This is a genomic window from Massilia sp. NBRC 108631 (genome assembly GCF_059704565.1).
This window is the reverse complement of the sequence record NZ_BAAKJE010000284.1, coordinates 1-14856: the sequence shown is the minus strand read 5'-3', so window position 1 is coordinate 14856 and position 14856 is coordinate 1. Positions and strand designations below refer to the sequence as shown.

Annotated in this window: 13 protein-coding genes; 9 read left to right on the top strand and 4 right to left on the bottom strand. The window is 64.0% G+C overall.

Annotated features, from left to right (window positions below; translation table 11 throughout):
• The first annotated feature begins 460 nt into the window (after positions 1–460).
• From groES to AC6H42_RS31065, 4 genes are all read left to right on the top strand, one after another.
• Complete coding sequence (gene groES / locus AC6H42_RS31080; protein ID WP_056393686.1) at positions 461–751, top strand: co-chaperone GroES; 291 nt, start codon at positions 461–463, stop codon at positions 749–751.
• Positions 752–780: 29 nt separating this feature from the next.
• Positions 781–2418 carry a chaperonin GroEL gene (gene groL / locus AC6H42_RS31075; protein ID WP_497549738.1) on the top strand — a complete coding sequence of 546 codons (1638 nt, stop codon included), beginning with the start codon at positions 781–783 and terminating at the stop codon, positions 2416–2418.
• Positions 2419–2567: 149 nt separating this feature from the next.
• On the top strand, positions 2568–3209 hold the full coding sequence (locus AC6H42_RS31070; RefSeq protein WP_057157387.1) for a PEP-CTERM sorting domain-containing protein: 642 nt from the start codon (positions 2568–2570) through the stop codon (positions 3207–3209).
• Positions 3210–3278: 69 nt separating this feature from the next.
• Entirely contained in the window at positions 3279–3818 is a 540-nt protein-coding gene (locus tag AC6H42_RS31065; protein ID WP_082552093.1) for a hypothetical protein, read from the top strand.
• A 58-nt stretch (positions 3819–3876) separates the two neighbouring features.
• On the opposite strand, the gene AC6H42_RS31060 is transcribed toward AC6H42_RS31065, so the two are convergent.
• Positions 3877–5151, bottom strand: coding sequence for an MFS transporter (locus AC6H42_RS31060; protein WP_057157386.1), 1275 nt, complete (start codon positions 5149–5151; stop codon positions 3877–3879).
• A gap of 10 nt (positions 5152–5161) precedes the next feature.
• Complete coding sequence (locus AC6H42_RS31055) at positions 5162–5689, bottom strand: PadR family transcriptional regulator (protein WP_229418312.1); 528 nt, start codon at positions 5687–5689, stop codon at positions 5162–5164.
• A gap of 131 nt (positions 5690–5820) precedes the next feature.
• On the opposite strand from AC6H42_RS31055, the gene AC6H42_RS31050 reads away from it, so the two are divergent.
• Positions 5821–6489, top strand: coding sequence for a hypothetical protein (locus AC6H42_RS31050; RefSeq protein ID WP_057157384.1), 669 nt, complete (start codon positions 5821–5823; stop codon positions 6487–6489).
• A gap of 32 nt (positions 6490–6521) precedes the next feature.
• On the opposite strand, the gene AC6H42_RS31045 is transcribed toward AC6H42_RS31050, so the two are convergent.
• Together AC6H42_RS31045 and AC6H42_RS31040 are read right to left on the bottom strand one after the other, a co-directional pair.
• A complete protein-coding gene (locus AC6H42_RS31045) occupies positions 6522–8399 on the bottom strand; it encodes a glucokinase (protein ID WP_057157383.1) in 1878 nt (625 codons plus the stop codon).
• Between the two features lie 104 nt (positions 8400–8503).
• Positions 8504–10126, bottom strand: a complete 1623-nt coding sequence (locus tag AC6H42_RS31040) for an alpha-glucosidase (protein WP_057157382.1) — start codon at positions 10124–10126, stop codon at positions 8504–8506.
• Between the two features lie 250 nt (positions 10127–10376).
• Here AC6H42_RS31040 and AC6H42_RS31035 point away from each other — a divergent pair, with 250 nt between their 5' ends.
• The 4 genes from AC6H42_RS31035 to AC6H42_RS31020 form a co-directional block, all read left to right on the top strand.
• Positions 10377–12002, top strand: a complete 1626-nt coding sequence (locus AC6H42_RS31035) for a POT-type proton-dependent oligopeptide transporter (protein WP_057157381.1) — start codon at positions 10377–10379, stop codon at positions 12000–12002.
• Between the two features lie 362 nt (positions 12003–12364).
• A complete protein-coding gene (locus AC6H42_RS31030; protein WP_497549737.1) occupies positions 12365–13354 on the top strand; it encodes an ABC transporter substrate-binding protein in 990 nt (329 codons plus the stop codon).
• Between the two features lie 12 nt (positions 13355–13366).
• Positions 13367–14188 carry an ABC transporter permease gene (locus AC6H42_RS31025; protein WP_057157379.1) on the top strand — a complete coding sequence of 274 codons (822 nt, stop codon included), beginning with the start codon at positions 13367–13369 and terminating at the stop codon, positions 14186–14188.
• Between the two features lie 10 nt (positions 14189–14198).
• The coding region (locus tag AC6H42_RS31020; protein WP_497549739.1) for an ABC transporter ATP-binding protein at positions 14199–14856 on the top strand (658 nt) is incomplete at its 3' end.

The following is a 14856-nucleotide window of genomic DNA, read 5'->3' as shown; positions in this document are numbered from 1 at the left end:
CGGCGCGGCCGGCATGCCGGAAGCCGGCCGCGCAGCGCCGCGCGGCTGCTGCAGCACCGGCCCGCCGGCCTGCGCTGATGCCGGCGGGCCGGCGGCCAGCAGGCAGCCGGCCACGACGCCGGCTAACAATGACTTGAACATGGACGGCCTCCTCGCAATTGAGCTATCGCCTCCAGTCTAGGCATGCTTGATTTAAATGAAAACTTGTTATTCATGCCATTGCATAACGCTTGAGCCAGCGCAAAGCCGAGTGTGGTTTGCGCGGCATTGGACCCTGTTTTCCATAGGTGGCAATCAAATAAGTTCATGCCTGTCTTGAAATAGGGCATAAGCGTCCCTATAATTGGCACTCGTTAGCCGAGAGTGCTAACAAGATTTCCGAGGCAGCGGCCTGGCAAGCGCCGGCCGCAGCCTCATCGGCACCACACGGTACTTACCACCATTGATAAAGGAGTTTTGTATGAACCTTCGCCCTTTGCACGATCGCGTCATCGTCAAACGTCTCGACCAGGAAACCAAAACCGCATCCGGCCTGATCATTCCTGACGCAGCCGCCGAAAAACCAGACCAGGGCGAAGTCCTGGCCGTGGGCAATGGCAAAGTGCTGGACGACGGCAAAGTGCGTCCGCTGGAAGTGAAAGTGGGCGACCGCGTTCTGTTCGGCAAATATTCCGGCCAGGCTGTCAAAGTCGACGGCGACGAGCTGCTGGTGATGCGCGAAGAAGACATCATGGCTGTTGTAAACAAATAACTTAGAAGCAATTTCAGGAGAATCCGAACATGGCAGCTAAAGACGTAGTATTCGGCGACGCAGCGCGCGCCAAGATGGTTGAAGGCGTAAACATCCTCGCCAACGCAGTAAAAGTCACCCTGGGTCCCAAGGGCCGCAACGTAGTGCTGGAGCGTTCTTTCGGCTCCCCTACCGTGACCAAGGACGGCGTGTCGGTCGCTAAAGAGATCGAACTGAAAGACAAGCTGATGAACATGGGCGCGCAAATGGTCAAGGAAGTTGCTTCCAAGACCAGCGACAACGCCGGCGACGGCACCACCACCGCGACCGTGCTGGCCCAGGCGATCGTGCGCGAAGGCATGAAGTTCGTTGCCGCCGGCATGAACCCGATGGACCTGAAGCGCGGCATCGACAAGGCAGTCGCTGCCACCGTCGAGCAGATCGCCATCCTGGCGCGTCCATGCACCACCACCAAGGAAATCGCCCAGGTTGGCGCGATCTCGGCCAACTCCGACTACTCGATCGGCGAGCGCATCGCTGAAGCGATGGAAAAAGTGGGCAAGGAAGGCGTCATCACCGTGGAAGACGGCAAGTCGCTGAACGACGAGCTGGACATCGTGGAAGGTATGCAGTTCGACCGCGGCTACCTGTCGCCGTACTTCATCAACAACCAAGAGAAGCAAGTTGCCATCCTGGACAATCCATTCGTCCTGCTGTGCGACAAGAAGATCTCCAACATCCGCGACCTGCTGCCGGTACTGGAACAAGTTGCCAAGGCTGGCCGTCCGCTGCTGATCATCGCCGAAGACATCGAAGGCGAAGCGCTGGCGACCCTGGTTGTGAACAACATCCGCGGCATCCTGAAAACCTGCGCAGTGAAAGCCCCGGGCTTCGGCGACCGCCGCAAAGCCATGCTGGAAGACATCGCCGTCCTGACCGGCGGCCAGGTGGTTGCTGAAGAAATCGGCCTGACCCTGGAAAAGATCACCCTGGCAGAACTGGGCCAGGCCAAGCGCATCGAAGTGGGCAAGGAAAACACCATCGTCATCGATGGCGCCGGCGACGGTTCCAACATCGAAGCGCGCGTCAAGCAGATCCGCGTGCAGATCGAAGAAGCGACCTCGGACTACGACCGTGAAAAACTGCAAGAACGCGTCGCCAAGCTGGCTGGCGGCGTTGCCGTGATCAAGGTCGGTGCAGCCACCGAAGTTGAGATGAAAGAGAAGAAGGCCCGCGTGGAAGATGCACTGCACGCCACCCGCGCTGCGGTTGAAGAAGGCATCGTGCCAGGCGGCGGCGTCGCCCTGCTGCGCGCCCGTGCCGCTCTGACCGTCAAAGGCGACAATCCTGACCAGGAAGCTGGCATCAAGATCGTTCTGCGCGCGATGGAAGAGCCACTGCGCATGATCGTGCAGAACGCCGGCGAAGAAGCATCGGTTGTTGTTGCGGCAGTGCTGGCCGGTTCCGGCAACCACGGCTACAACGCATCGAACGGTACCTACGGCGACATGGTTGAAATGGGCGTGCTGGACCCAGCCAAGGTGACCCGCTCGGCACTGCAAAACGCAGCGTCGATCGCCGGCCTGATGCTGACCACCGACTGCATGGTTGCTGAAATCAACGAAGACAAGCCAGCCGGCGGCATGGGCGGCATGGGCGGTATGGGTGGCATGGACGGCATGATGTAATCGCCGTAGCGCGCCGAACCGCACCGGTTCATCGCTGAGAAACCCGCAAGGCTCGCGCCTTGCGGGTTTTTTTATTTGCACAAGGAATGTGCAGGCGGCGTCATTCCGGGCTATAATCTCGATGCATTGTAGGAAACACTTGTTTCCTCTTGATAATTATCTACATCCTGCCCATGAAGACCGCCAGCCTGCTCCGCCTCCTCCTCGCCACCTGTTTCCTCGCCCCTGCCGGCGCCCAAGCCTCCACCATCCAGATGGTCAGCAATGGCGGTTTTGAAACCAGTTCCGTTGCCAGCGGCACCTGGGCCATCACCAGCAGCCTGGCGGGCTGGACTGCGGGCGCGCTGGGCGTGGAAGTGCGCAACCACGTCGCGGGCGACGCCTACGCCGGCCAGCGCTACGTGGAGCTGGACACCACCGGCAACAGCTGGATCAGCCAGACGCTGGCCACCTCGGCCGGCAGCACCTACGCCCTCAGTTTCGCCTACGCACCGCGCGAAGGCGTGGCAGCCGCGTCGAACGGCATCGAAGTGTTCTGGAATGGCGCTTCGAAGGGCATCTTCACCGGCAACGGCGGAGCGGGCAACGCGTGGAATGTCTACAAGATGAACCTGGTGGGCCTGGGCGGCGCCGGCGAGCTGAAGTTCGCCGCCGTGGGCGCCAGCGACAGCCTGGGCGGCGCGCTGGACGCCATCTCCGTCACCGCCGTCCCCGAACCGGCCACCCTGGCCACCATGGGCTTCGGCCTCGGCCTGATCGGCCTGTTCCGCCGCCGCCGAAGCCGTCAATAAGCAAGTTGCTGCGCGGGTGCGCTTGGTTTAGTATGGCCGCAACTCATACTATGACAAGGCTGCATCGACATGGCACCGCGCTCTTCGAATTCCAAAACTGCTGCGATTGCCGGGACGCTGGCCGGGCTGCTGGCGGCTGGCCTGGGTGCTTATTACCTGTACTCGGAGCGGCAACCGGCGCAGCCTGCCGCGCCGGCGGCCACGCTGGCCGCAGCCGCCAATGCCGGAAGTGCGCCGCGGCAAGGCGCAGCGGGTGTGCAAGCGGCATCCGCGAAGGGCGCGCTGAGCCGCGAGCAGGCGGTGGCGGCGCTGATGGCGCTGCCGGAGCTGAAGGCGTGGGCAGACCGGATAGAGACCGAATCGAAAGGCCAGGCGCGCGGTGCGCTGATGGAGTACGACGCGCAGCTGCGCACCGTGAAGGGCAAGCAGTATTATCAGCTCAGCTTCGTCGAGAACAGCAGCGACGCGGCGCAGCGCTGGGAAAGCTTCCTGGTGGCGCAGTCCGACGGCGAGATCCTGGTGGACGACGATGTCAGCGGCGAACCGATGACGCTGGAGCAGTGGCGCAAGGATAAGAAGCCGCTGCTGCGTCGCGGCCCGGGCGAGTGATGCCGTGGCGGCTTACGCAGGGCGCGCCCTGCTAACCCGCCCTCCCCGCCCGACCGTCCTACGCGGCGGAGCGCGCTGCGGCGGGCGCCGCCACTGCTGCGCTGTGCACCCGGCTGATCCACCATATCGCCATCACCGTCAGCGCGGCGGCGGCCCAGCCGTTGTAACCGTAGCCTGAAATATGCCCGGCCGCGTCGGTGCTCAGCCAGAGCCCGCCGACGAACGCGCCCAGTCCCGTCCCCATCTGCTGCACCGCCGAATTGGCGCTCAGGAAGGCGCCGCGCCGCGCCGGATCCGGCACCGTCGTCATCAGCGCCTGCAGCGGCACAGTGCGGCCCGACAGCGCCGTCATGAAGAACGGGAACATCAACACCATGCCGATCAGCGGCACATGCGGCAAGTGGGTGATCAGCATCAGCGGCAGGATGGAAAACGCCGCCACGGCGCGGAACACGCGCTGCTTGCCGGCGCGGTCGGCCCAGGCGCCGATGCGGCGCGCGCTGAACAGCGTGGCCAGCCCGCCGGCCAGGTAGATCCAGGTGATCTCGGCCGGCTGCACGCCGTAATTGGCCACCAGCACCGGCGAAATGAAGGGAATCACCAGCATGCCGGACATCATCGTCATGCCCGACAGCGCAAAGGCCTTCAAATGCGCCGGCACGCGGAACATGCCCGCCAGCTCGGGCAGGATGCGCGCCAGCGGCACCGGCGCCGCCTTCAGGTGCGCCGACATCGCCGGCAGCGCGCGCAGCGCCACGCACCAGATCAGCACCGAGAAACCCACCAGCAGATAGAACGCCGACTGCCAGCCGAAATGGGCCGACATCATCACGCCCGCCGGCACGCCGGCAATGGCGGCCAGGCTGAACGAGGTCATGACGATGCCGGTGGCCGCGCCGCGCCGCTCAGGCGGCACCAGGTCGCCGATGATGGCCATGCAGATGGCGCCCAGCACGCCGCCGGTCAGGCCGGCGAAGGCGCGCGACAGTACCAGCACATGGAAATTGGGCGCCAGCGCGCACGCCAGGTTGGAGACGGTAAACAGCAAGAACATGGTCAGCAGCAGACGCTTGCGGTCGAAACGGTCGATATACGTCATGGCCAGCAGGCCGGACAAGCCGGCGCACCAGGAATACACCGACACCGCGCCCGATACGGCAGCGGGCGTCTTGCCGAACGCCTGCATCAGCTGCGGCGCCAGCGGCATCATCACCATGAAATCCATGATGACGGTGAACTGGGTCAGCGCCAGCAGCCACAGGATCAGGCGCTCGCGCGTGGCCGACACCGGCGATACAGGCGGCAGGGGTGCTACAGGGGAGACATTGGTCATAGGCTTCCGTTCAATCGAGCTGGTTGATGTCGGCGGCAGCTTTGCGCAGGATAGCGCGGATATGCTGCAACCGTGTTTCGTTCGCCGAGCCGTCGCGCGCGCGCCGGATCACCGCTTCCTTCAGTTCGTGCATCAGCGAGCGCAGGTCGCCGCCCGCCTCGGCCGGCTCGCTCAGGCGCGCCATCATGGCGTCCACCATCTGGCGGTTCTCGTCCAGGAAAGCCTGGCCGTCGGGCGTGACGGTGTGCAGCTTCTTGGCGCCGTCATGGCTGATCGACACGTGGCCCATGTCGTACAGCATGGCCATCAGCGGATAGATCGCGCCGGGGCTGGGCGAGTAGCTGCCGCCGGTGCGCTGCTCCAGCTCCTTGATGATTTCGTAGCCGTGGCGCGGCTTCTCCGCGATCAGCTGCAGCACCACGTAGCGCATGGCGCCCGAATCGAACATTTTGGGACCGCGCCCGCCGCCGCCGCGATGGTGGCCGTGGCCGTGCATATGAGGATGGAAACGGTGCGGACCCTTGAAAAAGTGGAACATGAAATTCTCCATAAGATATATCGAAGTAAGATATATCTTAACCTGTTTTTTAAGAAGTTCAAGTTTATTTTTGTGCCACCTGATTTCCCGCATTGCCGTATCATGCAAGCTCTGTCCCGTTGTCCCGTCCCATGTTCAAAAAAATACTTGCCCTCTTTGGAAAAAAATCCTCAGCGGCGCCTGCCGGCCCCGCTGCTCTCAGCGCTCCCTACAAGCAGGATGAGCTCAACCTGATCTACAACCTGCTGTTTTGCGACGAAACCTCGCTCTACAAGCCGCAGGGCACGGAAACCGCGCTGTTCGGCGAACAGGCCGACGCCTCCGTGGTGCGCACCATCGCCGAAGACCACGACGAGGAAAGCCGCGTGCGCATCCTGGCCTGCAACTGGCTGCGCGAGAACGGCCATCCCGTGCCTGCGCACGAATTGCTGGGTGTGATCGTGGAAGTGCCGCTGGAGGAAGGCCTGGACGTGCTGGCCGCGTATGCGGACGGCACCGTGCGCTACATCAACCAGACCGGCAAGTTTGCCGTGTTTGAAGGCGCGCCGGACGCAGTGGCGGCCAGCGCCAAGGCACTGGTGGAAACGGCCAAGCCGGCGCTGCGCCAGGCCACGCTGGCCGCGCGCGGCCGCACGCCGCCGCCTGGCCCCGGCCATCTGCGCATCGGCTTCCTGGCCTCGGACGGCTTGTACTTCACGCAAGGCACGTTCGAAACCCTGGCCAAGGACGCGCGCGCCTCGTCAGCCATCCAGAGCGCCCAGGCGCTGCTGGACCTGGTGGTGCGCCAGGCCAGCGAATAAGGGCGGCAAGCCGCCCGACGGCGCAGCGTTGCTCAGCTGTCCAGGTGCGAGATCAGCAGGCGGCGGCTGTCGGCTTCGACGCCCTCGCCCGCCTTGCGCTCCAGCACCAGCTCGGCGTTCTGCGCGTCCACCGAAATGCCCACCGACAGGATGTCGATCAGCAGCAGCTGCAGGATGCGCGAGATCATCGACAGGAAGGTAGTGCTGTCTTCCGAATGGTCCACCGCCAGGCACACCGATGCGCGCTTGGCCAGCGGCGACTGGCTGCTGGTGATGGCGATCACGTCGGCACCGGCGGCGCGCGCCGCGTCCACCGCGTCCAGCAGTTCCGGCAGCTTGCCGGAATTGGATATGGCGATCACCACGTCGCCCGCCTTCAGCAGCCCTGCCGCCAGCACGAACAAGTGCGAGTCGCCGTAGGCCGCCGTCGGAATGCGGAAGCGGAAGAACTTGTGCTGGCCGTCCAGCGCCACCACGCGCGAATTGCCCATGGCGAAGAATTCGATGCGCTTGGCCTTGGCCACCAGCGCAATCGCCTTGTCCAGCGAGCGTACGTCCAGCTGGTCGCGGAACTTCAGGATGGCCGACACGGTGTTGTCGATCACCTTGGCGCTCAGGTCGTGCGTGCTGTCGGAAACGCGCACCTGGCTGTGGCGCACCGGAATGGCGCCGGTCAGGCTGCTGGCGAACTTCAGCTTGAAGTCGGCCAGGCCGGAGAAGCCCAGCGAGCGGCAGAAGCGGATCACGGTCGGCTGGCTCACCTCTGCCAGGCGCGCGATGTCGGCGATGGGTTCGTTGAGCACCAGGCGCGGCTGCTCCAGCACCAGCGCCGCCACGCGCTGCTCGGCGGGCGTCAGCTCGTGCTGCAGGTGCTGCACGCGCTCCATCAGCGTGTTGGCGCCGCTGCGGCCGCGCAGGTGTTCGGACAAAATCGTCGCCACGCCGTAGAACGCCGGGTTCGGTGTGGTGATGACGTAGGTCGGGATCTCGGACAGATAGGTAGTGAAGCGGCCCTTGGCCTCGAAGCGCGCGCGGAACGGCGAGGAGGCGAACCAGTCGCCCATGCGCGGCACGATACCGCCGCCGATGAAGATGCCGCCGAAGGCGCCCAGCGTCACCGCCAGGTTGGCGCTCGCGCCGCCCAGCATGGCGCAGAAGCACTCCAGCACTTCCAGGCACAACGGGTCCTTGTCGGTCAGCGCGCCGGCCATGATTTCCTGCGCGTTCAGGTCCTTCACGTTGCGGCCGTTGCGCTTGGCGATGGCGCGGTAGATGATCTCCATGCCGGGGCCGGAAATCAGGCGCTCAGTCGACACGTGCGGCCAGGTTTGCCACGCGTACTGCAGGATGGCGTATTCGCGCTCGTCGGCGGGCGCGAAGTTGGTGTGGCCGCCTTCCGACCCCAGGGTGACGAAACCGTCCACCGTCGGAATCACGCCGGACACGCCCAAGCCAGTGCCCGGACCCAGCACGCCGATCACGGAATTGCTGGCCGGGGCGCCACCGCCCACCTGCATCAGGTCCGCCGGTTTCAGGCCCGGCAGCGACATGGCCAGCGCAGTGAAGTCGTTCACCACCAGCAGCGTATGCAGGCCCAGGGCGCGCCGCACTTCGTCGGTGGAGAATTCCCAGTCGCGGTTGGTCATGCGCACGTAGTCGCCGCTGACCGGATTGGCCACCGCCAGCGCGGCGTGGTTCAGCGTGATGTCGGCATGGTCGGCCAGGTAGGTGCGCAGCAGCGGCACGATGCCGGTGAAGTCGTCGCACTTGAGCACGCGCACGGCACGGAACTCGGACGGGCCGGTCTGCAGCGCGAAGCGCGCATGCGTGGCGCCAATGTCCGCCAGCAGGCGCGGACCGTCCGCGAAAGCGGTGCGGCTGGATTTTTGGTCAACTTCAGCTTGTCTCATCGTCGATTTTGTCTTGTTGGGAAGTTACGCCCCAGAAGGCGGCAAGGATACCCGAAATACGCGATGTATAAAAGCAAACGCCCGCATCGCGGGCGTTACATTTGCTATGCCGCGTAGCCGAACCAGGCTCCGTAGGCCGGCAGCTTCACGCTGCCGTCCGCGCCAGCCTCGCCCGGCAGGCCGGGAGCGGCAATCGTTTCCGCGCCGGCCGCCTGCGGCAAGGTGAGCGTCGCCGGCTCCTTGCCCAGGTTGAACACGGCCAGCACGCTGCGCTCGCCCGCCAGGTCGCGGCGCAGCGCCAGCACCGGCTCCGGCGTGTCGAAGAACACCACGTCGCCGCGCGTCAGTTGCGGCATGCTGCGGCGCCAGGCGATGATCTTGCGCGCGAACGCCAGCGGCGAGGCGGCGTCGGCTTCCTGCACCGAGGCGGCGCGGGCGATGTGCTTCTCGTCCACCGGCAGCCACGGCTTGCCGCTGGTGAAGCCGCCTTGCGCTTCCTGGCTCCACGCGATCGGAGTGCGGCAGCCGTCGCGGCCCTTGAACTCCGGCCAGAAGGTGATGCCGTAAGGGTCCTGCAGCAGCTCGTAGGGCACGTCGGCTTCGGTGAAGGCCAGCTCGTCGCCCTGGTACAGGCACGGCGTGCCTTTCAGCGACAGCTGCATGGCCAGCACCAGCTTGGCCATTTCCGGCGACGGGTTGTCGCCGCCCCAGCGCGTCATCACGCGGATGGAGTCGTGGTTGCCCACCGACCAGGAGGCCCAGCCGTCCTTCACGCGCGCGCCGAACTGCTCCACCTGCGAGCGGATATGCCTGGCCGAGCACACCGGCGTGAGCAAGTTGAAACTGTAGGCCATGTGCAGCTTGTCGCCGCCCTCGGTGTATTCGGCCATCACGGCCAGCGAATCGTCGGCGCCCACTTCGCCGATGGCGACCGCGCCGTATTCGTCCAGCAGCTTGCGCAGCTTCTGCAGGAAGGCCACGTTCTCGGGCTGGGTCTTGTCGTGGATGTGGGCCTGCATGCCGTACGGGTTCACGTCCGTGACGGTGGAGGTGTCGCGCACCAGCGCCGGCGGGTTGCTGCGCAGCTGGCGGTCGTGGAAGTGGAAATTGCAGGCGTCCATGCGCACGCCGTCCACGCCGCGCTCCAGCCAGAACCGCAGCGCGTCCAGGTGCGCCTGCTGCACTTCCGGGTTGTGGAAGTTCAGGTCCGGCTGGCTGACCAGGAAATTGTGCATATAGTATTGCTTGCGGCGCGAGTCCCACTGCCAGGACGAGCCGCCGAACACGGACATCCAGTTGTTCGGCGGGCAGCCGTCCGGGGCCGGGTCGGACCAGACATACCAGTCGGCCTTCGGGTTGTCGCGGCTCTTGCGGCTTTCGGCGAACCACGGATGGTCTTCGGCCGTGTGCGACATCACCTGGTCGATCATGATCTTCAGGCCCAGGCTGTGGGCCTTGGCGATCAGGGCGTCGAAGTCGGCCAGGGTGCCGAACAGCGGGTCGACGTCGCAGTAGTCGGAAATGTCGTAGCCGAAGTCCTTCATTGGCGACTTGAAGAATGGCGAGATCCAGACAATGTCCACGCCCAGCTGCGCGATGTAGTCCAGCTTGGCGGTAATGCCGGGCAGGTCGCCCACGCCATCGCCGTTGCTGTCGTTGAAGCTGCGCGGATAAACCTGGTAGATGATCGCTTCGCGCCACCAGTTCGGGGACAATTGTTTGCTCATGTCGGTATCCAAGTGTTAGATTTGTAGAGAATATACATGATGTTTTTGTTTTTTTCAATTGGAATGCATGGCAGCCAGTCGCATCAATTTCCTTTAAAATCAATCACATAAATGAAATCACGAAAATTCGATACGTAGTCAAACTACAATCGATAAGCACATATTTATCGTATAGCAACTTGCATATACCAGTTGCCAAGGGCGGTGGGTTCGGCATAGCATCCCGATCAGTTAAATCCAGGGAGACAAAATGGCGCAAGCTGATCTACAAACGGGCAACGGCCCGATGCCTCGGCAGATACCGTTCATCATCGCCAACGAGGGATGCGAGCGCTTCAGCTTTTACGGCATGCGCAACATCCTCACGCCATTCCTGATCAGCACCCTGCTGCTGTTCGTGCCCATGGCAGACCGCGTGAGCGAGGCCAAGCACGTATTCCACACCTTCGTGATCGGCGTGTACTTCTTCCCCCTGCTGGGCGGCTGGATCTCCGACCGCTACTTCGGCAAGTACAACACCATCCTCTGGATGAGCCTCATCTACGTCTGCGGCCACGCCTGCCTTGCCATATTTGAAGACAATCTGCAGGGCTTCTATTTCGGCCTGTTCCTGATCGCCTTCGGCGCGGGCGGCATCAAGCCGCTGGTGTCGGCCTTCGTGGGTGACCAGTTCGACCAGACCAACAAGAACCGCGCCAAGACCGTATACGACGCCTTCTACTGGATGATCAACTTCGGCTCCTTCTTCGCCTCGCTGCTGATGCCGCTGTTCCTGAAGAACCTGGGCCCGGCGATCGCCTTCGGCATCCCCGGCATCCTGATGCTGATCGCCACCGTCATCTTCTACCTCGGCCGCAAGCGCTACGTGCACGTGCCGCCCGCCGCTCCCAGCCCGGACTCGTTCACCCGCGTGGCCCGCACCGCGCTGCTGACCAAGCTGCCCGGCCAATCGCGTCCCGGCCTGGCCATCGCCGTCATCGGCGCCCTTGGCGCGGTGGTGTCGCTGTGCATGTCGCCCTGGTGGGGCTTTGTCATCTCGGCCTGCTTCGCGCTGGTGCTGCTGCTGGCGTTCGGCGGCGTCGGCACCGCCATGCAGCTGGAACGCGCGCGCGGCCAGCACCCGGACGAAGCGGTGGAAGGCGTGCGCGCCGTGCTGCGCATCCTGGTGGTGTTCGCGCTGGTGACGCCGTTCTGGTCCCTGTTCGACCAGAAGGCCTCCACCTGGATCGTGCAGGCCAACTCCATGACCAGCCCCCTGCTGTCGATCTTCGGCTGGGAGTTCAAGGTACTGCCGGCGCAGATGCAGGCGCTGAATCCGCTGCTGGTGATGCTGCTGATCCCGCTGAACAATTTGGTGGTCTACCCGATGATACGCAAGATGGGCATCGAACCGACCGCGCTGCGCCGCATGGGCGCCGGCATCGCCATCTCCTCGCTGTCCTGGATCGTGATCGGCTGGGTGCAGGTGATGATGGACGGCGGCACGCCGATGTCCATCCTGTGGCAACTGCTGCCGTATGCGCTGCTGACGCTGGGCGAAGTGCTGGTGTCGGCCACCGGCCTGGAATTCGCCTACAGCCAGGCGCCGCCATCGATGAAGGGTTCCATCATGAGCTTCTGGACCCTGGCCGTCACTGTCGGCAACCTGTGGGTGCTGATCGTGAACTCCAGCGTGAAGAACGAAGCCGTATTGGGCCATATCGCCAACAGCGGCCTGAGCGTGATCGCGTTCCAGATGTTCTTCTTCGCCGGCTTCGCCATGCTCACCGCGCTCGCCTTCGCGCTGTATGCGATGCGCTACAAGATGGTGGACAACTACCGCGTGGAGCCGGATCCTAATCCGTGCTACGGCACGCCGGAGCCGAAGGCGACGTAATCCGCCGCGGTTTCCGCCCCTGCAGTTTGTACAGCCCGCCCCGCGCGGGCTGTTTTCATTCCGCTGCGGGCGTGCGCGGCGACGGCCTGCTGCGGCCCGACATCGCGCTGCCGCAAGACCCTTACCGAGACGACGCGCAAGCCGCCGCGCTGCTGGCAGGGTTGAGGTAGTAGACCGGACCGGCGCGGCGGAAATCCGCACAAGGCATGGCCAGGATTCCGGGTTTACGCCCAGCCAGCTCCCGGCGCTCCGCCATGCGGCAGCGCACCAAACGAATCAAATCAAGCACTTGGCTTTTTCGGCCCGCGTGGCACGGTTTCTGCTCACTAGCTCCTTACAACAAACCCGTTCAGGAGACGAACATGAGCATCAGCAAGAACATCATCCGCGCCATTCCCTTCGCCATCGCCGCCGCATTCGCAGCGTCCGCAACCACCGCCAGCGCACAGGAAGTGGTCCGCCTCGGCAACCTCAAATTCGCGCACTACGGCGCCGTGTCGTACATCAAGGAGATCGCGCCCAAGTGCGGCATCAAGGTGGAAGAGCACATCTTCGCCAAAGGCCCGGACGTGATGCAGGCCATCCTGGCCGGTGAACTGGACGTGGGCGCCACCGCCTCCGAGGCGGCGATCCAGGGCCGCGCCAACGGCGCCCCGATCTACGTGGTGGCAGGTTTCGCAAAAGGCGGCGCGCGCCTGGTCGCGCGCCCCGACGGCGGCATCAAATCCATCAAGGACCTGAAGGGCAAGAAGGTCGGCGTCACGCGCGGCGGCATCCACGAGGTGCTGCTGGCGGCCGAGCTGCAGCAGGCCGGCATCACCTTCTCCGACCAGCCGGGCAAGGACGTGCAGCTGATCTTCCTGGCGTTCGCGGACCTGAACCAGGCCCTGCTCGGCAAGAACCTGGACGCCATCATGCAATCGGAACCGCAATCGTCGCAGGCCATCAACAAGGGCTTCGGGGTGGAAGTGATGAAGCCTTACGACACGCCGATCGGCGAGCCGGTACGCACCATGGTCATGAGCGAGAAGTTCTACAAGGAGCGCCGCGCAACTGCCGCCAAGTTCATGAACTGCTTCGTGCAGGCCACCAAGACCTTCATCGACAGCAAGCCGACCGCCGAGAAGTATGTGCGCGAAGTGATCTTCAAGAACCAGATCACGGCCGACGACTTCCAGGACGCCATCAGCAACTCGCCCTACTCCTACGACGTGACCGCCCAGCACATCCAGATCACCACGGACGTGATGGCCAAGACCGGCGTGGGCAAGATGCGCAAGCCGCCGGTGGCCACCGAGTGGGTCAAGACCGACCTGCTGGACGAAGCGAAGAAAAGCCTGAACATCAAATAAAGCGGGGACATCATGAAAAAACTGAATTGGCATGAGATCGGCACCGGGCTGGTGGTGCCCGCCGTTGTCGTCCTGCTGTGGCAAGCCAGCGCCATGCTGGGCTGGGTCAATCCGCAGGTGCTGCCGTCGCCGGTGGCGGTGGTGCAGAAACTGATCGAATACGCGCTGCCGCTGACCGCCTACGACCCGGCCGCCTCGTCCTGGCTGTCGTGGGCCATGTCGGGCGAACTGTGGATGGACACGCTGGGCAGCATGTACCGGGTGGTGGTCGGCTTCGCCGTCGGCGCCGGCCTGGCCTTGCCGCTCGGCCTGATGATGGGTTCCAGCCCGCGCGCCTACTCCTGGTTCAACCCGCTGATGCAGCTGCTGCGCCCCATCCCGCCGATCGCCTACATCCCGCTGTCGATCCTGTGGTTCGGCCTGGGCAACGCGCCGGCCGTGTTCCTGATCGCCATCGGCGCCTTCTTCCCGGTGCTGATGAACACCATCGCCGGGGTGCGCCAGGTCGACGGCATCTACATCCGCGCCGCGCGCAACCTCGGCGTGAGCCAGCGCACCATGTTCGTGCGCGTGATGCTGCCGGCGGCCGTGCCCTACATCCTGTCCGGCGTGCGGATCGGCATCGGTACCGCTTTCATCGTGGTGATCGTGTCCGAGATGATCGCCGTAAACAACGGCCTCGGCTTCCGCATCCTGGAAGCGCGCGAGTACTTCTGGTCCGACAAGATCATCGCCGGCATGATCAGCATCGGCCTGCTGGGTCTCTTCATCGACATCGGCATGAATAAACTGAACAATCATTTGCTGCGCTGGCACCGTGGCCTGGAGAACTGAGATGAGCAAAATGGAAAAGAACTTCAGCCACATCGCCGTGCGCGGCGTGAACAAGGTATTCAAGAGCACCGACCGCGAAGTGGTCGCCCTGAAAGACATCAACCTGGAGATCCCGCAGGGCCAGTTCGTCTGCCTGCTGGGGCCTTCGGGCTGCGGCAAGTCCACACTGCTGAACGCCATCGCCGGCTTCTCGCTGCCCTCCAGTGGCGAGATCACCGCCGCCAGCCAGGTCGTGACCGGCCCCGGTCCCGAGCGCGGCATGGTGTTCCAGGAATATGCGCTGTTCCCGTGGATGACTGTGGAGAAGAACATCGCCTTCGGCCTGGAAGTCAAGGGCATGTCCAAGGACCAGATCGACCAGACCGTGTCGAAGCTGCTGGCCATGCTGTCGCTGAGCGACTTCCGCCACCGCTTCCCGAAAGACCTGTCGGGCGGCATGCGCCAGCGCGTGGCGATCGCCCGCGTGCTGGCACTGGACTCGCCCATCATGCTGATGGACGAGCCGTTCGGCGCGCTGGACGCCCTCACCCGGCGCAACCTGCAGGACGAGCTGCTGCGCATCTGGGCCGAGCTGAAGAAGACCATCATCTTCGTCACGCACAGCATCGAAGAAGCGATCTACATGGCCGACCGCATCGTGGTGATGACCTACCGTCCCGGCACCGTCA

Coding starts and splice junctions, on each gene's coding strand:
- AC6H42_RS31065 (WP_082552093.1), top strand. CDS start 3,279: ATGGCACCGCGCTCTTCGAATTCCAAAACTGCTGCGATTGCCGGGACG.
- AC6H42_RS31050 (WP_057157384.1), top strand. CDS start 5,821: ATGTTCAAAAAAATACTTGCCCTCTTTGGAAAAAAATCCTCAGCGGCG.
- AC6H42_RS31040 (WP_057157382.1), bottom strand. CDS start 10,126: ATGAGCAAACAATTGTCCCCGAACTGGTGGCGCGAAGCGATCATCTAC.
- AC6H42_RS31045 (WP_057157383.1), bottom strand. CDS start 8,399: ATGAGACAAGCTGAAGTTGACCAAAAATCCAGCCGCACCGCTTTCGCG.
- AC6H42_RS31060 (WP_057157386.1), bottom strand. CDS start 5,151: ATGACCAATGTCTCCCCTGTAGCACCCCTGCCGCCTGTATCGCCGGTG.
- groES (WP_056393686.1), top strand. CDS start 461: ATGAACCTTCGCCCTTTGCACGATCGCGTCATCGTCAAACGTCTCGAC.
- AC6H42_RS31035 (WP_057157381.1), top strand. CDS start 10,377: ATGGCGCAAGCTGATCTACAAACGGGCAACGGCCCGATGCCTCGGCAG.
- AC6H42_RS31030 (WP_497549737.1), top strand. CDS start 12,365: ATGAGCATCAGCAAGAACATCATCCGCGCCATTCCCTTCGCCATCGCC.
- AC6H42_RS31025 (WP_057157379.1), top strand. CDS start 13,367: ATGAAAAAACTGAATTGGCATGAGATCGGCACCGGGCTGGTGGTGCCC.
- groL (WP_497549738.1), top strand. CDS start 781: ATGGCAGCTAAAGACGTAGTATTCGGCGACGCAGCGCGCGCCAAGATG.
- AC6H42_RS31055 (WP_229418312.1), bottom strand. CDS start 5,689: ATGTTCCACTTTTTCAAGGGTCCGCACCGTTTCCATCCTCATATGCAC.